Source organism: Streptomyces sp. NPDC043867 (genome assembly GCF_056435845.1).
In genome coordinates, this window is sequence record NZ_JBWKDS010000003.1 from 13,518 (window position 1) to 36,029 (window position 22,512).

General features: G+C 74.7%; 9 protein-coding genes. 7 read left to right on the top strand and 2 right to left on the bottom strand.

The genetic code is table 11. The features are described 5' to 3' along the window. Positions 1 to 42: 42 nt before the first annotated feature. Genes AC069T_RS03615 through AC069T_RS03625 form a run of 3 tightly spaced genes read left to right on the top strand, consistent with a single transcriptional unit; the run spans position 43 to position 2,678 of the window. Complete coding sequence (locus AC069T_RS03615) at positions 43 to 435, top strand: STAS domain-containing protein (RefSeq protein WP_478781139.1); 393 nt, start codon at positions 43 to 45, stop codon at positions 433 to 435. 42 nt (positions 436 to 477) lie between these two features. After that, entirely contained in the window at positions 478 to 1,008 is a 531-nt protein-coding gene (locus tag AC069T_RS03620) for a PAS domain-containing protein (protein WP_478781140.1), read from the top strand. Between the two features lie 8 nt (positions 1,009 to 1,016). Continuing rightward, on the top strand, positions 1,017 to 2,678 hold the full coding sequence (locus AC069T_RS03625) for a SpoIIE family protein phosphatase (RefSeq protein ID WP_478781141.1): 1,662 nt from the start codon (positions 1,017 to 1,019) through the stop codon (positions 2,676 to 2,678). A gap of 89 nt (positions 2,679 to 2,767) precedes the next feature. On the opposite strand, the gene AC069T_RS03630 is transcribed toward AC069T_RS03625, so the two are convergent. Further along, entirely contained in the window at positions 2,768 to 3,094 is a 327-nt protein-coding gene (locus AC069T_RS03630) for a hypothetical protein (RefSeq protein ID WP_478781142.1), read from the bottom strand. A gap of 167 nt (positions 3,095 to 3,261) precedes the next feature. Here AC069T_RS03630 and AC069T_RS03635 point away from each other — a divergent pair, with 167 nt between their 5' ends. The 4 genes from AC069T_RS03635 (at position 3,262) to AC069T_RS03650 (ending at position 19,392) form a co-directional block, all read left to right on the top strand. Then, a complete protein-coding gene (locus AC069T_RS03635; protein ID WP_478781143.1) occupies positions 3,262 to 9,549 on the top strand; it encodes an amino acid adenylation domain-containing protein in 6,288 nt (2,095 codons plus the stop codon). Positions 9,550 to 9,613: 64 nt separating this feature from the next. After that, positions 9,614 to 16,879, top strand: coding sequence for an amino acid adenylation domain-containing protein (locus tag AC069T_RS03640; RefSeq protein ID WP_478781144.1), 7,266 nt, complete (start codon positions 9,614 to 9,616; stop codon positions 16,877 to 16,879). Next, positions 16,876 to 18,105, top strand: coding sequence for a cytochrome P450 (locus tag AC069T_RS03645; protein ID WP_478781145.1), 1,230 nt, complete (start codon positions 16,876 to 16,878; stop codon positions 18,103 to 18,105). Before AC069T_RS03640 ends, AC069T_RS03645 begins: the two co-directional genes overlap by 4 nt. A gap of 39 nt (positions 18,106 to 18,144) precedes the next feature. Continuing rightward, complete coding sequence (locus AC069T_RS03650) at positions 18,145 to 19,392, top strand: MFS transporter (protein WP_478781146.1); 1,248 nt, start codon at positions 18,145 to 18,147, stop codon at positions 19,390 to 19,392. An 8-nt stretch (positions 19,393 to 19,400) separates the two neighbouring features. Here the strand turns inward: AC069T_RS03650 and AC069T_RS03655 are convergent, their stop codons facing one another. After that, positions 19,401 to 22,316: a helix-turn-helix transcriptional regulator gene (locus tag AC069T_RS03655; RefSeq protein WP_478781147.1), complete on the bottom strand. Its 2,916-nt coding sequence runs from the start codon at positions 22,314 to 22,316 to the stop codon at positions 19,401 to 19,403. Positions 22,317 to 22,512 lie beyond the last annotated feature (196 nt).

A 22,512-nucleotide genomic window follows, 5' to 3' on the forward strand; every position in this document is an offset into this window, starting at 1 on the left:
GGACGCCACCACCGCAGCGCCCGAGACCCCCAGCCAGGAGTGATGACAGACGTGTCCGACGCTCTCGACATGACCACCCGGCACATCGGCGACCACATCGTCGTCACCGTCGCCGGAGACGTGGACCTGCATACGGCGCCCACCCTGCGCGCGTATGTCCGCAACCTCGTGCAGCAGGGTGCTCCGCACCTGGTCCTGGACCTGCCGGGAGTGGACTTCGTCGACTCGACCGGGCTCAGTACCTTCATCACCCTCCTGCTCGAGACGGAGAAGGCGGGCGGCTCGCTCTGCCTCGCCGACGTCCCCGACCGCCTCATGCGCATGGTGACGATCACCGGCATCTCCGCGCTGCTGCCCGTCCACGCCACCGTCACCGACGCGCTGGCCGGCCGCCCCACCGGCACCGCGGCCGGCGATGCCGGCACCGATCGATGATGGCCGGCGATATTCGGGGCAGGTGGTCGGCATGGGGACGACATGAGGGCTGAGCACGAGCGGCGGGCGGGGAGCGGTGCCCGCCGGATCCAGGACACCGACCAGGACCTGTCGCTGCTGTTCGGGACGTCCACCGCGCTGTTCGCGTCCATGACGGGCCCCGCGCACGTGCTGGAGGCGGCGAACCCGGCCTTCTTCACGGCGATCGGAGGCGGACGGCGGGAACGCACCGGCGTGCCGCTGGTGCAGCTCATGCCCGAGCTGGCCGCCCAGGGCTTCATCGGACTCCTGGACCAGGTGTACCGGTCGGGGGAGCGGCACGTCGGCCGGGACACCCGTGTCGTCATCGGAGTCGGCGAGGACGCCCACGAGGCGTACTTCGACTTCACCTACGAGGCCCGGCGCGACGCCGGCGGCAACGTCATCGGCGTGCGCATGGTGGGCGTGGAGACCACACAGGCCAAACACGCCCGGCGGCTGGCCGCCGAACAGCGCGCCCTGCTGGAACAGATCGCCCGCCAGGCACCGCTGCCGGACGTGCTGGACGGCATGTCAGGACGATCGAGGAACTGACCCCCGAGGTGATCGTCTCGGTACTGCTGGCGGACCGGGACGGCCGGCACCTGCGGCACGGTGCGGCTCCCGGCCTGCCGGACTTCTACAACCAGGCCATCGACGGCATCGCCACCGGCGAAGGGGCCGGCTCGTGCGGCACCGCCGCGCACCGGCGCAGGAACGTGATCGTCAACGACATCGCCACCGACCCCCTGTGGAAGGACTTCCGCGACCTCGCCGGCCGGGCGGGACTCGCCGCCTGCTGGTCGACGCCGATCCTCGCCCGTGACGGCCGGCTCCTGGGCACCTTCGCGATGTACCACCGCACCCCCCGCGCCCCTCAGGACACCGACCTCGCACTGGCCCGCGTCTTCGCCGACACCGCCGCCCTCGCCATCGAGCGGCACCACGCCGAACAGGCCCGGCAGGCAGCCGACGCCCGGGAGAAGGCCGCCCGCGACGACCTCGCCTTCCTGCTGGCCGCCAGCACCGCCCTGGCCGGCCGGCTGGACGAGAGACAGACACTGCAGCGACTGGCCACCCTGGCGAGCCCGGCCCTGGCCCCGCTGGCCACCGTCGACATCCTGGAGGCCGGACGCGTGCAGCGGGTGGCCACCGCCGCGCGGAGCGAGGAGGCACGCAGCCTGCTCGCCGCCTGCGTACCGGCCAAGGACGATGCCGTCGCGCGCGTCCTGAGCTCGGGGCTGACGGAAGTGGCACGCCGCGCCCCCACCGGACCCGGCCCCTGGCACGAGCTGGGCGTCACCGGATACGTCTGCGTCCCCCTGGTGGACCGCGGGCGGCCCTTCGGCGCCGTGACCCTGCTCTCCACGGACGGCCACTCCTTCGACGGTCCCCGGATCGCCCTGGCGGAGGAACTCGCCCGCCGCACCGCGTCGGCCGCCCGCAACGCGCGTCAGTACGCGCAGCGCGCCGCCCTCGCCCGCGACCTGCAGACCGGCCTGCTGCTGCCCGACCTGCCCGACGTCCCCGGCGCCCGGCTCGCCGCCTTCTACCACCCGGCCGGCGAAGGGCTGGAGGTCGGCGGCGACTTCTACGACGTCTTCGAACGGGACGACGGCAGCTGGGCCTTCATCCTCGGCGACGTCTGCGGGCGCGGCGCCATGGCCGCCACCACCACCGCCCTGGTCCGCCACACCGCCCGCGCCGTCGCCTCGCTGCTCGACGACCCCGTCGACATCGTCAAGGCCGTCGACAAGGCCCTGAACGACCGCTACGCCCACCAGAACAACGGCTTCGTGACCCTCGTCTACGGCCATCTCGCACCGGCCGCCGAAGGACTCGCCGTCGAACTCGTGCGAGCCGGGCACACACTGCCCCTGCTGCTGGACGCGGGCCACGTGGTCGACACGGTTGAGGCATCCGGCGGGCTGCTCGGCACCGGCCTCCCGCTCCGGCTCACCGCCCGCCGTCTCACGCTCCGCCCCGGCGAGAGCCTGCTGCTGTACACCGACGGCATCACCGAGTGCAGGGCCGCCGGCACCGAACAGTACGGCGAGGCACGCCTGGCCACGGCCATGGCCTCCGTCCCGCGCGGGGCGGCCGCGGCCGACGTCGTCCGGGCCGTGGCCGAGGACGTCCGCGGCTTCATGGACGGCCGGGAGGTGGAGGACGACCAGGCCGCCCTGGTCATCACCGCCGACGAGCCCGCCCCTGGCCCGTCCTGACCGCAGCGCCGTCGCCGGCGCGCCCCACCTGCGGGCACCCGGAGCAGGGCGGCGCAGTCGTCAGGAAGCAGCCCGCAGGGTGGTGCGGGTCAGGAATCGCAGTGGTCCCGGCTTCCGGACTTGGCCAGTCCGCGGCTGATCATGTAGCCGACGGTGAGGATCACGATGTACCACCAGGCTTTGTCGGCGCGGAAGTAGTCGAGGTGCCCGTCCTCGCTCCCCACCACCAGGGATGCGATCAGGACCGCGATGACGGCAGCGACGTAGACGAAGAATTCCGTCGTCTTCAGGGCCGACTTGGTCTCGGTCGCCAGGCGGCGCGTGTGCTGTCCGGCGGTGTCGGCGCCGGTGCGGTCGCCGGCCGGGTTCCCCCCGAAAAGACCGGTGGAGGAGCGCGCTGACGGCACAAGACCCATGGGTCGGACCAACGGGGAGGAGGCCGCGGGGGACTCGGGGCGGGGGAGAGGACCGCGCTGTACGGCCGTCACGGCAGCCCGGTCTGCTCGCGGTACTGCGCCTTCTTCCCTATGGGCGCCCTTCGGCTGGCGGCAGTCTGCTGCAAAACACGGCTTGGAGGCTCACAGTGACAGCAGGCCCTGCCCCCGAAGGGGCACCGTACGACGTCGACACCCGCACGGCATCCTTCGCGCAGCGCCGGCTGTGGTTCCTGGACCAGCTGGCCGGAAACTCCACCGCATCGATGCTCCCGCTGGTCCTGCGGCTGCGGGGCCCCCTCGACGCGGCCCGGCTCGAGCGGTCCCTGGCCGGGATCGTGACCCGGCACGAGGTGCTGCGCACCCGGTTCACCGCCGTCGACGGCGAGCCGGTACCGGTCGTGGACGCCCCCGCCGGCTTCGTCCTTCAACGCGTCGAGGCAACCGGACCTGACGACCTGTTCGCCCGGTGCCTGGACCGCCCCGTCGACCTGTCCGCCCAGCACCCGCTCCGTGCCACGCTCGCCCGCGTGGCACCCGACGAGCACCTGCTGCTGGTGGAGGTGCACCACATCGCGGTGGACGGCTGGTCGTGGGGCGTGCTGCTGGACGAACTGGCCGCCGGATACCGCGGCGAGCCGGTCGCCGCGCCCGCGGTGCGCTACGCCGACCTGGCCCGTACCCAGCGCGAACGCCTCCGCGGCGAACGGCTGGAACGCCTGCTCGGCCACTGGCGTGAGCGGCTCACCGGCCTCACCCCGCTCGACCTGCCCACCGACCGGCCCCGGCCCCGTGTCTGGGACGGCTCCGGTGACGTCGTGCGCTTCGACCTGCCCGCCGATCTGGTCACCGCCGTCGACGCCCTGGCCAGATCCCGGCGCGCCACCCGCTACATGCTCCTGCTCACCGCCTACCAGGCGCTCCTGGGTCACTGGTCGGGCCGCACCGACGTCGCCGTGTGCAGCACGCTCGCCGACCGCGCCCAGCGCGGTGCCGGGGCCCTGATCGGCCCGCTGGTCAACACGGTCGTCCTGCGCACGGACCTGGCCGGCCGCCCCGGCTTCGCCGAACTGCTGGACCGGGTGCGGGAGCGGGCACTGGCGGACCTCTCCCACGCGGAGGCCCCCTTCGACCTCGTGGTCGGCGCGCTCGGCGGCGCCCGCGACCTGTCCCGGCACCCGCTCGCCCAGGCGTCGTTCACCCTCCTCAACACCCCGATCCGCCCGGTGGAGATGCCCGGCCTGGACGTGACGCTGGTCGAGCCGCCGCTGACCGGGACACCGCTCGACGTCTTCCTCGACCTCACCCTGCGCACCGACGGCAGCATCGCCGCCATCCTCCAGTACGCCACCGCCCTGTTCGACGCCGCCACCATGCGCGCGTTCGCCCGTGCCTACGTCGCGCTGCTGCGCGCCGTCCTGGCCGACCCCGTCACCCCCGTGCAGGACCTGGCCCGCGCGCTGCCCGCCGGACCCGGCGCGCCTGCCCGCCCCCGCCCCGCCTGGCACCACGCTCCCGACCGGCCCGCGGACCCGGCGCCGCCGGTCGCCTTCACCGGCGACCCCGACGCCACCGCGCTGCTCTGCGGCGACGACAGCGCCACCTACGCACAACTGGACACCATGACCGGCTCACTCGCCGCCGCGCTGCGCGCCGCCGGCGTCGGCTCCGGCAGCCCGGTGGGAGTCCTGCTGCGCCGCGGCCTGTGGTCCGTCGCGGCCATCGAGGGGATCTGGCGGGCGGGCGGCGCGTACGTACCCCTGGACCCCGAACTCCCCGCCGAGCGGCTGAGGTTCATGGCGGACGAGGCCCGCCTCACCTGCGTGCTCACCGACCCCGCGACGGCCGCCACCGCCACCGCACTCGCACCGGTCACCGTCGACGTCACCACCCTCACCCCGGCCGCGGACGGCCCCCGCCACCGCCCGCACCCCCGCGAACTGGCCCACGTCATCTTCACCTCGGGCTCCACCGGCCGGCCCAAGGCCGTGGGCGTCGAACACGCCGCGCTCGCCTCGCACGTGGCCGCCACCCGCGAGCGGCTCGGCATCGGCGCCGCCGACCGGGTGCTGGCCTTCGCCTCCTTCTCCTTCGACGCCTCACTGGACCAGGTGCTGCCCGCCCTGACCTCGGGCGCCACCGTCGTCGTGCGCCCCGACGAGCCCTGGCTGCCCACCCAGGTGCCGGAGATCGTCCAGCGGCACGCCCTGACCGTCGTCAACGTGCCCCCGACCTACTGGTCGGAACTGACGCTCTCCCTCGACCGGCGCCTGGCCGCGGCCCTCGCCCCCCTGCGGCTGCTCGTCCTCGGCGGCGAGGCCGTCCCGCCCGACACCCTCGCCGCCTGGCGGGCCGCCGTCCCCTGGGTGCGCGTGTGCAACGCCTACGGGCCCACCGAGACGACCGTCACCGCCACCACCTACGACGCCGACGACCCGCCCGCCGACACCGTGCCCATCGGCCGTCCCCTCGGCGGCCGGCGCGTGTACGTGGTCGACGCCGACGACCAGCCGGTACCCGTCGGCGTCCAGGGTGAACTCCTCATCGGCGGCACGGAAGTGGCCCGCGGCTACCTGGGACGCCCCGCCCCGACCGCCGAACGCTTCGTCCCCGACCCCTACGGACCGCCCGGCGGCCGCCTCTACCACACCGGTGACCTCGTCCGCTGGACACCGGGCGGAGAACTGGAGTTCCTCGGCCGCCGCGACGACCAGGTCAAGATCCGCGGCTTCCGGATCGAACTCGGCGAGGTGGAGAGCGTGCTGCGGGCCTGCCCGCAGGTCGCCGCGGCCGCCGCCCGCCCCGACCGCACCACCGGGCGCAGCCTCACCGGCTACGTCGTACCGGCCCCGGACGCGCCCCGCCCGCCGGACCGGGCGGACCTGCGCGCCTGGTGCGCACGCCATCTGCCCCACTACGCCGTCCCCTCCGACTTCGTCGTCCTTGACGCCCTCCCGGTCGGCGTCTCCGGCAAACTCGACCGCTCCGCCCTGCCCGACCCCGCCCGCCCGGCCGCCGACCCCGCCCGCACCGCACCCCGCGACGAGACCGAGCAACTCGTCGCCGAGGTGTGGGCCGACGTCCTCGGCCTGGACCACATCGGCATCGACGACAGTTTCTTCGACCTGGGCGGCCACTCCCTGCTGGCCACCATGGCGGTCTCCCGCATCGCCCAGCGCCTGGGCCGCGAGATCGAACTGCGCACCGTCTTCGAGAACCCCACCGTCCGGGGCTTCGCCCCCCGCGTGGCCGCCGCCCGCGCCTGCGGCGCCGGCGAGGTGGTGCCCGTCGACCGCGACCGGCCACTGCCGCTGTCCTTCGCCCAGGAACGGCTGTGGTTCCTGGACCGCACCTCCGAACGCGGCGACTCCTACCTGCTGTGGTACTGCTGGCGCACGCGCGGCGGCCTGGACCGCACCGCCTGGCAGCAGGCCCTGGACGACCTGGTGGAACGCCACGAGGTGCTGCGCACCGCGCTCATCGAGTCCGACGGCCGCCCCGTGCAGCGGATCTGCGACCCGGTGGGAGTCCCGCTGCACTGGGAGAAGGCACCCGGGGCCCCGGACGAGCAGACCCGGCTGGAGACGGTACGGCGCCGGGCCGCGACCCTGGCCACGCGCCGCTTCGACCTCACCCGGCCACCCCTGTTGCGGGCCGGCGTGTGGGAGCTGGCCGACGACGACCACGTCGTGCTCCTCGCCCTGCACCACGCCGTCACCGACGGCTGGTCCAAGGGCCTGCTGCTGGACGAACTCACCCAGCACTACGAGGCCCGGCGCGCGGGCCGGCGCGCCCAGCTGCCGCCGCTCGCCGTGCAGTACGGCGACTTCGCCGTCTGGCAGCGCGAGCGCGCCGACAGCGGCGCCCTGGAACCCCAGCTCGCCTACTGGGAAAGCACCCTGGAGGACGCGCCCGCGCTGGAACTGCCCACGGACCGGCCCCGGCCGTCCGCGTTCACCGGCCGGGGCGGCGCCGTGGAGGTCGACCTGCCCGCCGCCCTCGTCGACCGCGTGGACGCCTGCGCCCGCGAGCTGGGCGCGACCCGGTTCATGGTGCTGCTGGCCGCGGCCCAGGCGGTCCTGGCCCGCTGGTCGGGGCAGACCGACGTGTCCGTGGGCACACCCGTCGCCGGACGCGGAAGGCTCGAACTGGAGCCCCTGGTCGGCTTCTTCGTCAACACCGTCGTCCTGCGCACGGACCTGTCCGGACGGCCCACGTTCACCGGGCTCGTGGACCGGGTACGGGACGTCGTCCTGGGCGCCTTCGACCGCCAGGAGGTGCCGTTCGAACGGGTCGTGGAGCGGCTGCGCCCAGAACGCGACCTGTCCCGCAACCCCTTGTTCCAGGTCATGGTGGACGTCCAGGACGCCTCCACGGGCGGCTCCGCCCGGCCGGGACAGGCCGCCACCGACTTCCCGCTGCCCTGGGGTTCGGCCAAGTTCGACCTGACCGCCACCTTCGTCGTCCGGGAGAACCGCTTCGCCCTCAACGTCGAGTACGCCGCCGACCTGTTCGACCCGTCCACCGCCACCCGGTTCGCCCGGCACGTCGGACGGCTGCTGGAGACCCTCGTCGCCGACCCCGCGGCACGCGTCGACGAGGCACCGCTGCTCTCGGCCGGGGAGCGGGAGAGCCTGGTGGCCGGTGCCGGCCGGGACACGGTGCCCGCGCCGGGGTTCCGGGTGCGGGGCCGGGCGGACGCCCCGGCCGTCGTCTGCGAGGGCACGACCCTCGACCACGCCCGGCTGGACGCCCTGACCGGCGGACTGGCCGCAGCCCTGGCCGACGCGGGCGCGGCCCCCGGCGACGCCGTGGGCGTGTGCGTCGGCCGGGGCGTGTGGCCGGTCGCCGCGATGCTCGCCGTCTGGCGGGCCGGCGGCGTGTACGTCCCGCTCGACACCCGCATCCCCGAGGAACGGCTGCGGTACATGCTCCGCGAGGCCGGGGTGCGGCACGTGGTGTCCGACGCGGACACCCGGGACAAGGTCACCCGGCTCGGGGCCACGGCGATCGACGTCGGCCGGGTCCGGCCGGCCCCCGACGGCCCCCGGCACACCCCCCGCCCCGACGACCTCGCCTACGTCATCTTCACCTCCGGCTCCACCGGCCGCCCCAAGGCCGTAGGCGTCGAACACCACGCCCTGGACGCCCATGTGGCCACCGCCCGCGAGGCGTTCGCGCTGACCGCGGACGACCGGGTGCTCACCTTCGCCTCCACCTCGTTCGACGCGTCGCTGGAGCAGATCCTGCCCGCACTGAGCGCCGGGGCGACGGTGGTGGTGCGCCCGGACGAGATCTGGGCGCCGGAGGAACTCGCCGCCCGGGTCGCCGCCGAGCGGGTGACCGTCATGGAACTCACCCCGTCCTACTGGGCGGAACTCGTCGCCCGCCTGGACACGCTGGCACCCCGACTGGCGTCACTGCGGCTGCTGGTGACGGGGGGAGAGGCACTGCCCGCCGACCCCCTGGAGCAGTGGTTCGCGCACCTGCCCGCGGTGCCCGTGATCAACACCTACGGCCCCACCGAGGCGGTGATCTCCGCCACCGCGCACACCGTCGAGGCGGTCCCGCACGGCCGGGTACCCATCGGCCGCGCCCTCGGCGGCCGCCGCACCTACGTCGTCGACGCCCTGGGCGAGCTCACCCCCGACGGCGTACCGGGCGAACTCCTCATCGGCGGAACCGAGTTGGCGCGGGGATACCTGGGCCGTCCCGCACTGACCGCCGAGCGTTTCGTGCCCGACCCGTTCGGCGGACGAGGCGGCCGGCTCTACCGCACCGGCGACGTCGTACGCCGACTGCCCACCGGCGAGCTGGAGTTCCTCGGCCGCAACGACGACCAGGTCAAGATCCGCGGATTCCGCGTCGAACCGGGAGAGGCCGAGGCGGTGCTGCGCCGGCACCCCGGAGTGCGGGGCGCGGCCGTCGTGGTGCGCACCCTGCACGGCGAGGCCGCCCTCGTCGCCTACACCGCGGGCACCCGCCTGTCGCAGGAGTCCCTGGAGCGGCACTGCCGGGAGCACCTGCCCCACTACCTGGTGCCGTCGGCGTTCGTCCTGCTGGACGCCCTGCCGCTGACCGTGCAGGGAAAACTGGACACCGCCGCCCTGCCCGAGCCCGTGGCACGCGCACCGCACGCCTTCGTGGCACCGCGCACCCCCGCCGAGACGGTCGTCGCGCAGATCTGGTGCGAGGTCCTCGACCTGCCCCGGGTCGGCGTCCACGACGACTTCTTCGCGCTGGGCGGCCACTCCCTGCGCGCGGTGTCGGTCGCCTCCCGACTGCGGACCGCCTTCGACTGCCCGCTGCAGGTCCGGGACCTGTTCGAGCACCCCACCGTCGAACGGCTCGCCGCCGAGGTGGAGCGCCGGCTGCTGGAGCTGATCTCGCAGCTGAGCGACGAGGAGATCGACCTGTCCCTCACGGCCGGCCTCTGACCCCGTCGCCCGCGCCCGCCCCTGCCCGACTTCCTCTCCCCAGTTCTTGGATCGGAGTGCCCTCATGACCACATCCGACGTGCGTCCCGGCCCCCTCGCCGCGGGCGGCGGCCTGTCCCCGGCGGCCCGGCGCCTGCTGGAGCAGCGACTGCGCGGCCGGGCCGCCGTACGCGAGGACGGCCCGGCCCGGGTCCGGCCCCGCCCGCAGCGGATCCCGCTGTCCGCGGCCCAGCAGCGCCTGTACTTCCTGGACCGGCTCGACCCGGGCGCACCCACCTATCTGCTGCCCGCCGCCTGGCGGTTCACCGGCCCGCTGGACCTGCCTGCCCTGCGCGCCGCCGTGGCGGACCTCGTCGCCCGGCACGAGCAGCTGCGCGTGATCTTCCCCGAGCACGACGGCATCCCCCACCAGCAGGTCCTGCCCGCCGACGGCACCGTCCTGGACGTGATCGAGGTGAGCGGCGAGGAGGGCGAGGACCGCGAACGGCGCCTGTCGGCCGCCGTGCACACCGCCGCCGTACGGCCCTTCGACCTCGCCCACGAACCCGCCTTCCGGGCCACCCTGGTCCGCGCCGCCGACGACGACCACGTGCTGGTCCTGGCCATGCACCACATCGTCTCCGACGGCTGGTCGCTGGGCCTCGTCGTCCGTGACCTGACCGAGCTGTACCTGGCCCGCCGCGAGGGACGCGCCGCACACCTGCCCGAACTGCCCCTCGACTACAGCGACTACGCGATCTGGCAGCGCCAGAGCGACCAGTCCGCCGCCCTGGACCACTGGCGCACCCGACTGGCCGGCCTCACCCCGCTGGAACTGCCCACGGACCACCCCCGCCCCGACACCCCCGGCGGCCGCGGCGCAGCCCACCGCGCCACCCTGCCACCCGCGCTGAGCGACGCGCTCGCCGCGCTGGGCCGGCGCACCGGCACGACCCCCTACATGACGGTGCTGGCCGCGTTCCAGGCCGCGCTCGCCTTCCACAGCGGACAGCGCGACATCGCCGTCGCCACCGTGGTCGCCAACCGGGAACGGGCCGAGACCGAGCAGCTCGTCGGCTTCTTCGTCAACACCCTCGTCCTGCGCGGCGACCTCTCCGACGACCCGACCCCCGCCGCGCTGCTCGCCCGCACCCGGGAGCGGGTCCTGGAGGCGTTCCAGCACCAGTCGCTGCCCTTCGAGCAGGTCGTCGACGCGCTGAGCCCGCAGCGCGACCTCGCCCGCAACCCGCTCGTCCAGGTCCTCTGCACGCACACCGACACCACACCGTCCGGCTTCGACCTGGGGCAGGCGAGCGGGACGCCGTACCCGATCGACCTCACCACCGCCAAATTCGACCTCACCCTCGATCTGCGCGACGGCGACGGACGCACCGACCTGGTGTTCGTCTACCGGCCCGACCTGTTCGAGGAGGCCTCGGTCGCCGCCCTCGCCCGGCACACCGTGACCCTGCTGGAGGCGTTCTGCGCCGCCCCCGACACCCCGCTCAGCACCGTCGACCCGCTCACCCCCGCCGAACGCGCCCACCTCCTCGGCCCGGACGGCCCCGCCAACACCGGCACCGACGCCTCCCCGGCCCCGCGCACCGCTGCCGACCGCCTCGCCGGGCACATCGCCCGCACACCCCACGCGGTCGCGGTGAGCGGATCGGGACGCACCCTTACCTACGCCCAGCTCGACGCCCGCGCCTCGGCGCTGGCCCGGCGGCTGCGCGCCGCCGGCGTCACCCGCGGCTCCCTCGTCGGCGTCTGCCTCGACCGCACCCCCGACCTGGCCGCCGCGCTGCTCGCCGTCTGGCGGGCCGGCGCCGCCTACCTTCCCCTCGACCCCTCCCATCCCAGAGCGCGCCGCGAGTTCACCGTCACCGACTCCGGCGTCGAGTGGATCGTCACCGACACCGCCACCCGCGCCGCCGTCGAGGGACTGCCCGCCCGCCTGGTCCCGCTCGACGCGGACGACACGCACACCCCGGCCGCCGGCGACGACCTCCTCCCGGCCCCCGACGACCTCGCCTACGTCATCTACACCTCCGGCTCCACCGGCCGTCCCAAGGGCGTGGAGATCACCCACGGCAACCTGGCCTGGCTGCTGGACGCCGCCGACCGGCACTTCGACTTCGGCCCCGCCGACGTGTGGACCCTGATGCACTCGCCGGCCTTCGACTTCTCCGTGTGGGAGCTGTGGGCACCGCTCACCAGCGGCGGACGCGTCGTCGTGCTCGGCGCGGACGAGGTGCGCGACCCGGCGGCCGTGCACCGGGTGCTGCGCGAGGAGAACGTCACCGTCCTCAACCAGACCCCGGCCGCCTTCAAGGGCCTGCGCGCCCACCTCCAGAACACCGGGGCCGGCTTCGCGGACCTCGCCCTGCGCACCGTCATCTTCGGCGGCGACGCCTTCGACGTACGCGACTACCGCGACTGGTTCACGGCCCCGGGACACCGCCCCGCGCTGGTGAACATGTACGGCATCACCGAGACCACCGTGCACGTCACGATCCGCACCATCACCGAGCAGGACATCGACGGCGGCGTCCGCTCGCCCATCGGCCGTCCGCTCGCCGGCCAGCACGGCTACGTCCTGGACTCCTTCGGCCGGCTCGTGCCGCCCGGCAGCACCGGCGAACTGTACGTCTCCGGCGGCGGTGTGGCCCGCGGCTACCTGAACCGGCCCGAGCTGACCGCCGAACGCTTCCTCGACGACCCCTTCGGGGGCCCCGGCGCCCGCATGTACCGCACCGGCGACCTGGTCCGCGTGGAGCCCGACGGACAGCTCGGCTACGTCGGCCGCGCGGACCACCAGGTGAAGATCCGCGGCTACCGCATCGAGCCCGGCGAGATCGAGACCGCCCTGCGCGCGCTGCCCGGCGTCGCCGACGCCGCCGTGGTGGCCCGCCCCGACGAGGGCACCGCCCGCCTGGTCGCGCACGTCGTCACGCCCGAGGGCCGCCCCCTCGACCCGCCCGCCCTGCGCGAGGGACTGCGGCTGACCCTGCCCGAGCACATGGTCCCGGCGCTGTTCGTCCGCCACGAGCACCTGCCCCTGACCGCCAACGGCAAGGTCGACCGGGCCGCGCTGACCGCGGTCCGGCCCGTCTCGGACGGGCCTCGGGCACACGTACCGCCCGAGGGGCCCCGGGAGCAGGCCCTCGCCGCCGTGTGGAGCCAGGTACTGGGCATCGAGCACGTCGGCCGCACCGACAACTTCTTCGACCTGGGCGGCGACTCCATCCTGGCGCTGCGCCTGGTGGGCCTCGGCCGCCTCGCCGGACTCGGGTTCACCGTCGCCGACGTCTTCCGCGCCCGCACCCTGGCCGACCTGGACGCCCTCGTCACCGACGCCGGCGACACCCCCGCCCCCACCGCCCCCTTCTCCCAGCTCGACCCGGCCGACGCCGGCCGCCTGCCCGACGGACTCGCCGACGCCTACCCGCTCACCATGCTCCAGGCCGGCATGCTGCACGAGATGCTCGCCGACCCGCGGCGCGGCGCCTACCACAACGTCACCGACCTGAAGATCACCGTCCCCGAGGGCTTCGACCTCGACGCGTTCCAGGCCGCCGTGGACGCGCTCGTCACCGGCCACCCGATCCTGCGCACCTCCGTCGACCTCGTCTCCTACCGCGAGCCCCTCCAGCTCGTCCACCGCGCCGCCCGCCTGCCCGTCGGCTACACCGACCTGCGCGCACTGCCGCGCGAGGAACAGCGGGCCCGGCTGCGCGCCTTCGTCGACGAGGAGTTCGAGCGCCGCTTCGACCTCGCCGCCGCCCCCCTGGTACGCATCCACCTCCACCACATCACCGACCACGACCTGCGCCTCGTCCTGACCGACTGCCACGTCGTCCTGGACGGCTGGAGCCTGACCTCACTCGTCGCCGACCTGCTGGCCCTGCACCGGCAGGCCGTCGCCCACCGCCGCGCGCCCGAGCCGCCGACCGCACCGCCCTTCGCCGAGTACGTCGCCCTGGAGCGGGCCGCGCTCGGCAGCGAGGAGTCCCTCGACTACTGGCGCGGCCGGCTCGCCGATCTGCGGCCCGTCACCTTCCGCAGGCGCACGGCCGCCGACGTGGCCGGCCAGGCGCCGGTGCACGAGGTCCGCCGCTCCTACGCCCACCTCGCCGAACACATCGGCCGCCTGGCCAAGGAAGCCGGCGTGCCGCGGCGCACCGTGCTGATCACGGCCTTCCACCACACCATGAGCCTGTTCGCCGACCGCGACGACAGCACCCTCGGCCACAGCATCGGCCTGGTCACCAACGGGCGGCCCGAGCTGCCCGGCGCCGACCGGATGCGCGGACTGTTCCTGAACACCGTGCCGTTCGGCGTGGCCCGCCCGCGCGGCAGCTGGCTCGCCTACCTGCGGGACGTCTTCACGGCCGAACAGGAGATGCTCCCGCACCGCAGGCTCCCGCTGGTCCACATCGCCCGCCTGCGGCCCACCGAACCGAACCTGACCGACGCCGTCTTCAACTACGTCAACTTCCACCGGCTCTCGCACGACTCCTGGGACGACTCCCTGGAGATCGCGCGGACCATGTTCCCGCTGCTCATCAACGCGAGCGTCAACGCCTTCACCCTCGACGCGGACCCGGCGTTCGTCGCACCCGCCACCGCCGAGCAGCTCGCCGACGTGTACTGCGCCCAGCTGGAGGCCATGGTCGCCGGCCCGCACACCCGGGTGACCCGGCCCGCGCTCACCGGCGCCGCCCGCGCCACCGCCCTCGACGTCTGGGCCCGGGGCCCCAAGACCCCCTCCTCACCGCTGCTGTTCCACGAGCACATCGACGCCCACGCCGCCCGCACCCCGCACGCGGTCGCCGTCGAGCACCGCGGGCAGCACCTGACGTACGCCGGACTCCAGGAGCAGGCCGAGCAGCTGGCACGGCGGCTGCGGCAGCTCGGGGTCGGCCCCGAGACCGTGGTGGGCATCTGCGCCGAGCGCGGCCCCGACCTGGTGCGCGCCGCCGTCGGTGTGCTGCGCTCCGGCGGCGCCTTCCTGCCCCTCGACCCGCAACACCCCACCGAACGGCTCGCGTTCATGGCCCAGGACAGCGGCATGCGGGTGCTGCTCACTCAGCGCGCACTCACCGGGACGGTGCCCTTCGACGGGCCGGTGATCCACCTGGACGCCCCCGCCGACCCCGCAGAAACCGGCACGGCCACGCCGGCCGTGCCGGGCCGGGAGCCCGACGCCGACACCCTCGCCTACATCATCTACACCTCGGGCTCCACCGGCACACCCAAGGGAGTAGCCATCCCGCACCGGGGCCTGTCCAACATGCTCGAAGGGCAGCGCGACCTGGTGCACCCCACCGCCGGCGACCGGGTGCTGCAGTTCGCCTCCTTCGGCTTCGACGCCTCCATCCTGGAACTCACCTGGTCCCTCGCCAACGGCGGCCGGCTGGTCACCGCCCCCAAGGAGGACCTGCGCCCCGGCCCCGACCTCGCCCGCACCCTGCGCGAAACCCACGTCACCGGCGCCATGCTGCCGCCCAGCGCACTGGCGGTACTCGGCCAGGACGACTTCCCCGAGCTGCGGGTGCTCCAGGTCGCCGGCGAGGCCTGCCCGGCCGAACTCGCCGACGCCTGGTCGCGCGGCCGGCGCTTCCACAACGTCTACGGCCTCACCGAGACCTCCGTCTGGTCCGTCGCCGCCGAACTGACCCCCGGCCAGGGCACCCCGCCCATCGGCACCCCGATCCGCAACACCCGCATCCACGTCCTGGACGACGACCTCCAGCCCGTCCCGGTGGGCGTGCCGGGCGAGATTCATCTCGGCGGGCAGGCCGTCGGCCGCGGCTACCTGGGCCGGCCCGCACTGACCGCCGCCACCTACGTCCCCGACCCGTACGGCGCACCCGGCGAGCGGCTGTGCCGCACCGGAGACCTCGGCACCCACCGGCCCGACGGCTCCGTGGAGTGGCTCGGCCGCCGCGACTCACAGGTCAAACTGCGCGGCTTCCGCATCGAACTCGGCGAGATCGAGCACGCCCTCAGGGGCCTGCCCGAGGTCCGCCAGGCCGTCGTCCTGCACCGCACCGACCTGCCCGGCGAACCGGCCCTCGTCGCCTACCTCGTCGTCCACGGCCCCCGGCGGCCCCGGCCCGAGGAACTGCGCCGCGACCTGCGGGCCTCGCTGCCCGCCTACATGCTGCCCGCCCGGTTCGTCTTCCTGGACGAGATGCCCGTCAACCGCAGCGGCAAGACCGACAAGCGGGCGCTGCCCCTGCCCCCGGCCGAACTCGACCGCAACGACACCGAGTACGCCGCCCCCTCCACCACCGCGGAGAAGGTCCTCGCCGAGATCTGGCGCGAAGTCCTCGGCCTGTCCCGCATCGGCGTCCACGACGACTTCTTCCGCATCGGCGGCAGCTCCCTGTCCACCGTCCGGGTCTCCCTGATGGCCGCCGGACGCGGCCTGCCGGTGTCGGTCGGCGACCTGATCGAACACCCGACGATCGCCCAGCTCGCCGCGCACGCCACCCGGGCGGCCGGTGACGGGCTGCCCGCCGCCGTCACCTCCGAGGTACGGCTGCGCGAGGGCACGGGGGAGCCCCTGTGGTGCGTGCACCCCACCGGCGGCAGCGCCGCCTGGTTCGTGCCGCTCGCCCGCGCCCTGCCGCCCGGCCGGCCCGTCCACGCCTTCCAGGCACGCGGACTGCTCGGCGGCGTCGACCCCGGCACGGTCGCCGGCATCGCCGCCAACTACGTCGCCGAGATCACCGACCGCGACGGCACCGGCCCGCACGCCCTGCTCGGCTGGTCCATGGGCGCCAACATCGCCCTGGAGATGGCCACCCAGCTGCACACGGCGGGGCACCCGGTCGCACCCCTCGTCCTGATCGAGCCGTACCTGCCCAACACCGCCGCCCGGGCCCGCCTGGACGGCGTCACCAAGGACCTGCGCGAAGCCCTGCGCCTGCGGGACCGGCTGCGCGAACTGCCGCCCTCCCCGCAGCGCGACCGGGCCACGGCCGAACTCACCGCCACCCTGCTGGGCGCCGGCATGAGCCCCGCCGAAGCGGCCCTGGTCGAGAACGCACCGATCGAGGTGTGGCACTCGCTGCTCGCCGCCCTGGCCGCCTACGAGGTCCGCCCCTACCCCGGCCACATCCACCTCGTGGTCGGCAGCGAAGCCGCCGGACTGCCCCGCGGCCGCACCATGCCGGGCCTGGACGTCGACTACGACACCTACGTCGCCCGCTGGCGCGAGGTGGCAGGCGACGGGCTCACCCTGCACATCAGCGAAGGCGACCACATGTCGATGATGGCCGAGCCCCAAGTGCAGGGCATCGCCCGACTGCTCGCCGGCATCGAGGCGGGAGAGACCCGATGACCACCGCCGCCCCCGCCTTCACCGAGCGCTACCTGCTGTCCGCCGGCATGGTCGCCGACCCCTACGACCACCTCGACGCCCTGCGCGCGCACGCCCCCGTCCACTGGAGCCCGATGCACCACGCCTGGCTCGTCACCGGCTACGACCAGGTGATGCGCTGCCTGCGCGACCCCGCGGTCTCCGCCGACCGGGTACGCCCCCTGATGGACGCCGTACCGCACGGCGCCCGCGAGGACGCCGAGCGGGCCTTCGGGATCCTCTCCCGCTGGATGGTCTTCAACGACGCCCCGCAGCACCGCAGGCTGCGCCAGGTGTTCCAGGAGGCGTTCGCCGCCCGCGCGGTGGCCCGCTACCGCGCCTTCACCGAGAAGGCGACCCGCGCCGTCCTCGCCCGCAAGGCGGTTCCCGGCCGCACCGGCGACCTGATGGCCGACGTCGCCAAGCCCCTGCCCGCGCTGGTGTTCGCCCGCTGGCTCGGCATCCCGCGCACCGATTCCCCCTCCTTCTGGTACTGGAACGCCCGCGTCGCCGACCTCGTCCTCGGCACCGCCCAGGAGGAGAGCGAGTACCGGGCCTCCCTGCAGGCGCTGGTGAGCCTGGAGGACTACCTGGGAGCGCTGGTCGCGCGGCGCCGCGCCGAACCCGGCGACGACCTGATCAGCCAGGTGCTGCGCGAGGGCCGGGTCGGCGACTCCGTCAGCGAGGAGGAGTTCGTCGGGATGCTCACCCAGATGGCGTTCGCCGGCGGGGAGACCACCAGCAACCTCATCGCGAACACCGTCCTGGCCCTGCACACCCGGCCCGAGCAGCTCGCCGCCGTCCGCGCGGACCCCGAACTGGCCCAGGGCGCCGTGGAGGAGACCCTCCGCCTGGACGGCCCGTCCAAGATGTCGATCCGCACCGCCGCCCGCGACCTCGACCTCGACGGCCACACCCTGCGCACCGGCGACCGGATCTTCCTCGTCACCGCCGCCGCCAACCGCGACCCGGCCCGCTTCCCCGACCCCGGACGGTTCGACGTGCGCCGCACCGGCGCGACCCACCTCGGCTTCGGCTTCGGCGCCCACTTCTGCATCGGCGCCGCGCTGGCCCGGCTGGTCGCCGTGTCCGCCGTGCGGACCCTGGTCACCGATCACCCGGGCCTCACCCTGGCGGACCCCGGCGGAGAGACCTGGCAGCCCTCCCTGCTCAACCGCAGCCTCACCGCCCTGCCCGTCCGCTACTGACCGGACCGCCGAGAGCGTCCGTACGACGAAAGGCACACCATGGCCACCACTCTCGCCGACGCCGGTCCCCGGCTGTGGGCACCGGCCCGGCAGCGGCCCTTCCAGCTCCTGTGGCTGGGACAGTCGCTGTCCCTGCTCGGCGACGGTTTCAGCGTCGTCGCCTTCTCCTGGATCACCCTCGAACTGACCGGCTCCACCCTCGCCCTCGGCTACGTCCTCGCCTTCCAGGCCGTACCCCGCGCACTGCTCACCCTGGTGGGCGGCTCCCTCAGCGACTCCTGGTCCACCCGCACCCTCATGGTCGCCTCCAGCTGGACCCGGGCGGCACTGATGGCGGGCGTCGGACTCGCCGGACTGAGCGGCCAGCTGACGGTGGCGACGCTGTGCGCGGCGGCCGCCGCCTTCGGCGCCGTCGACGCCTTCTTCCAGCCCGCCCGCGTCTCCATCCTGCCCTCCGTCGTGGACAAGGACCTGCTCACCGCGGCCAACGCGCTGCTGGGCACGGGCGCCCGGACCGCCGCCGTCGTCGGACCCGCCGTCGGCGGTGTGGTCATCGCCGTCACCCGCGCGCCGGTCGCCTTCCTCGTCGACGCCGTCTGCTTCGCCCTGTGCGGCTGGTGCGTGGCGAGCATCCGCACCCGCCCCGGGGCCGGCCGTGCGCAGACCGGCGCGGTGAAGGAACGCACCCCCCTGGGCGCCCGCATCCGCGAGGGCGTCACCTACACCTTCCGCGACCCCCGGCTGCGGACGATCGTCGCCCTCGACACCGCCGTCAACTTCTGTTATGCCGGGCCCTTCACGGTCGGCTTCGCCACCCTCGCCGACCAGGTGCTGCGGGGCGGCCCCGCCACACTCGGCGTGCTCAACGGGTCCCTCGCGGGGGGCGCGATACTCGGCACGCTCGCCGGCGGCGCGCTCGGCGGCCGGCCCCGGGTGGGCCTGCTGGTGGCCGCTCTCGCGGGCTGGCTGGGCGCCGGAATGGCCGTACTGGGCCTGGTGCACAGCACCGCGGCCGTCGTGGCGACGGTGCTCGCCATGGGCTTCGCCATCGGATTCCAGGGCGTGTTCGGACTCAGCTGGATCCAGCGGAACATCCCGCAGGACGTGCTCAGCCGGGTCGTCTCCGTCGACATGGTCCTCGGCTACGCGGCCGCCCCGCTGTCGCTGATCGCGTGCGGCGCGCTGGCACGGATCGACACGTTCGCCCTGTTCGCGGTGGTGGCCGTCGTCCTCGCCGGGACGGGCCTCGCGGTCCTCGCATCACGCGCGGTGCGCGAGATGCGCTAGCGCCGGGTTCAGGAGGACCGCAGGGCGGCCGACCGCGCGCACAGGTCCGCGCGGTTGGCCGCCCCCGTCTTGGTGATCAGGCTCGCGATGTGCTTCTCCGCCGTACGGGGCGAGATGAACAGCCGGTCGGCGATGTCCTTGTTGCCGAGCCGCTCCGCGAGCAGCCGGAACACCTCGAACTCCCGCACGGTCACCCCCTGCGCCCGCAACTGGTCGGGAATGCCGCTGGTGCCGGTGCGGTGCTGGTGCACGGGAGCGCCGAGCCGGCGCAGCGCGGCCCGGCAGGCACCCGCCACGGCCGCCGTGTCCCGCTCGTGGAAGTGGTGTTCGGCGCGCCGCAGCCAGCCCACCGGATCACCCCAGCCGTCCTGGTGCGCCGCGTCGGCGATCAGCCGCAGGCCAAGATGCTGGGCCAGCGGGTACGGCTGCGCCAGCGCCAGCGCCGACTCGACCGCCGCCGCAGCCCGCGCGCCCGCCCCTTCCCGGCCGAGCAGCACGGCGTCGGCGAGCAGCACGAACTGCCGGTTCCAGCGCATCCGGGCGACGGCGGTGGCGGTGACCTCGTCGTGCCGGGCCCGGTCCGCGTCCCCGGCGAGCACGTCCAGCAGCAGGACGAGGCCATGGGTGCCGCTGAGGTGGTAGGTGGAGGGGTTGTCCGCCTCCAGCGCCACCACCGCCCGCAGCTCGGCACGGGCCAGCTCGCGGTCCTCCTCCAGCAGCGCGCAGAAGGCGCGGGCCAGACCGAGGCACAGCGGCTCCTCCTGCGAGCCGGCACCGTCCCACTCGGTGAACGCGGCGAGCGCCGCCTGCATCGCCGTACGGTCCCCGCGGTGTGCCTCCAGGACGGACTGCGCCATCAGGACGTACCGCACGGCGGGCGCCAGCCGCAGGCGTCGTACCACGGCCAGGCATTCGGCGGCGGCCGACCGGGCGGCCTCGTACTCGCCGCGCAGCACCGCGTCCAGCACGAGGATGCCGTCCACGGTGTGCACGAGGTGCACCGAGCCGAGCCGCAGCGCCTCCGCGCGGGCCGCCAGCAGACCCGAGGCGTCGCCCTCGGCGAGCCAGGCGTTGCCGCCCATGCGGGTGGCCGCGTACATGCGCTGCAGCGGCAGGCGGTGGCGTTCCGCCGTGGCGAGGGCCTGTTCGAGCATCGCCTGCGACTCCTGGGGGTCCCGTTCCCTGGCCACGGTGGCGAGCAGCTCGCTGGCCTGGCAGGCGACGACGGGCAGCCCGTACCGCTCGGCGGTGTCGGCGGCCGAGCGAGCCAGTTTCTCCGCGTGCTGGGTGCGGTCAGGACCCGGAGTGTCCAGGGCCAGATAGGCGGCCGTGACGTCGACGGCCGCGGCCGTCGCCTCGTCCGGTGCGCTCGCCAGCATCTCGCGGGCACGCACGATCTGGCGGTTGCCGTCGCTCCACCGCCCCGCCGTGTGGGCGACCTTGGCCAGCCGGGTGTGCAGGGTGGCCAGGCGCGCCGGGCCCAGCCCGGAGCCGCTCAGCACATGCAGGTCCTCCGCCAGCTCGAAGGCGCGGGCGAAGTCACCGGCCTCCGCGAGGGCCGGCAGCAGGTTCTCCAGCACCTCCGCCCGCGCCTGCGGATCACCGGCGTCGGCCAGCAGGCTCTCCGCGCTGCTGAGCAGGGTCACGGCGGAGCCGAGCGCGCCCGCCGCCAGGGCCCGGCCGCCGGCCTCCGCGAACAGCAGCCCGGCCTCGACCCGGTCCCCGGCCTCGCACCGCAGCCCGGCCGCGAGCGCGCACCAGTCGCCGCCGAGGCCGGGGTGCAGTTCCTCGGCCGCCTCCGCACCCCGCCGGGCCAGCTCCGCCCGCTGACCCGGCGTCATCTGCGTGAACAGCGCCTCCACGGTGAGGGAGTGCCGGAAGGCGTACCAGTCCGGAGCCGGCTCGTCGGGGATGACCAGCCGCGCGGCCACGCCCGCGTGCAGATGGCTGAGCAGGGCCCGGTCGTCGACGCCGGTCATACGCTGCAGCACGGTGAGCGGGAAGCGCCGGCCGAGGACGGCGGCGGCCGACAACAGGGTCAGGCCCTGCGCGCCCAGCCGGTCGATGCGGCGCAGAATGCCCCGTGCCAGCGACGAGGAAACGTCACTGCGCAGATCTCCGACCGCGCGCCAGCCCTGCGGCCCCTGCACCAGCGTCCCGGCCCCGATCATCGACTGCAGCAGCTCCTCCACCAGGTACGGGCTGCCCGCGCTGTCCTCCCACAGCCGCTGCAGGACCGCCTCGGGCACCTCGTCCGGGCCCTCGGCGCCGAGCTGCGCCGCGATCATGCCGTGCACCTGGGGGCGGGTCAGCGGCGGCAGCTCGACCAGCGCCGCGACGCCGCGGCGGCGGGCGGACTGCGCGAGGTCCAGCGCCTCGCTGAAGTCCGTGCGCACGGTGGCCAGCAGGAGTACGGGTGAGTACTCCAGGTTGTCCACCAGGTATTCCAGCACCCCGAGCGTCTCCGGGTCGGCGTCGTGCAGGTCCTCCAGCAGGAGCAGCTGGCCCTGCCCGCGCCCGGCGGCGGTGAGCAGACGCAGCACCGCCTCGCCCAGGATGACCATGGAGCTGCTCTCGCGTTCCCCGGTGTCCCAGTCGGGGACCAGCCGTCCGAGGACGGGGCGGTAGGGGCCAAGGGCCAGGTCGTCCACGGGCTCGCCGCCGCGGAACAGCGACATCAGCGCCTCGGTGAGGGGACGGAACGGCACGGCCGGACCCGTGGTGCTGCTGCGCCCGCGCAGTACGCGCATCCCGGCGTCCAGCGCCCGGCCCACCGCCTCCGCCGCGAGCCGTGACTTGCCGACACCGGCCTCGCCGACCAGGAAGACGACACCGCCGCGTCCCTGCCTCGCCTCGGCCATGGCACTTTCGAGCAGGGCGATTTGGGGGTCCCGCCCGACCAGGGATGGCGCATGGGAACGCATGAACGCAGATGGTAATCGGAATATCAGGATCTGCGGCAGGTCGCCCGCTCCCGGTCTCTCCCGGCCGCTTCCGTCACGGCCCCCGCACGCAACACGGCGGGGGGGGGGGGGGGGGGGGGGGGGGGGGGGGGGGGGGGGGGGTGGGGGGGGGGGGGTGGGGTGGAGGGGGGGGGGGGGAGGGAGTGGGGGGGGGTGG

What these genes read in the sequence shown, in the direction of transcription:
- AC069T_RS03615 (WP_478781139.1), top strand. Translation starts at nt 43, where the DNA reads ATGACAGACGTGTCCGACGCTCTCGACATGACCACCCGGCACATCGGC.
- AC069T_RS03645 (WP_478781145.1), top strand. Translation starts at nt 16,876, where the DNA reads ATGACCACCGCCGCCCCCGCCTTCACCGAGCGCTACCTGCTGTCCGCC.
- AC069T_RS03655 (WP_478781147.1), bottom strand. Translation starts at nt 22,316, where the DNA reads ATGCGTTCCCATGCGCCATCCCTGGTCGGGCGGGACCCCCAAATCGCC.
- AC069T_RS03620 (WP_478781140.1), top strand. Translation starts at nt 478, where the DNA reads ATGAGGGCTGAGCACGAGCGGCGGGCGGGGAGCGGTGCCCGCCGGATC.
- AC069T_RS03630 (WP_478781142.1), bottom strand. Translation starts at nt 3,094, where the DNA reads ATGGGTCTTGTGCCGTCAGCGCGCTCCTCCACCGGTCTTTTCGGGGGG.
- AC069T_RS03640 (WP_478781144.1), top strand. Translation starts at nt 9,614, where the DNA reads ATGACCACATCCGACGTGCGTCCCGGCCCCCTCGCCGCGGGCGGCGGC.
- AC069T_RS03650 (WP_478781146.1), top strand. Translation starts at nt 18,145, where the DNA reads ATGGCCACCACTCTCGCCGACGCCGGTCCCCGGCTGTGGGCACCGGCC.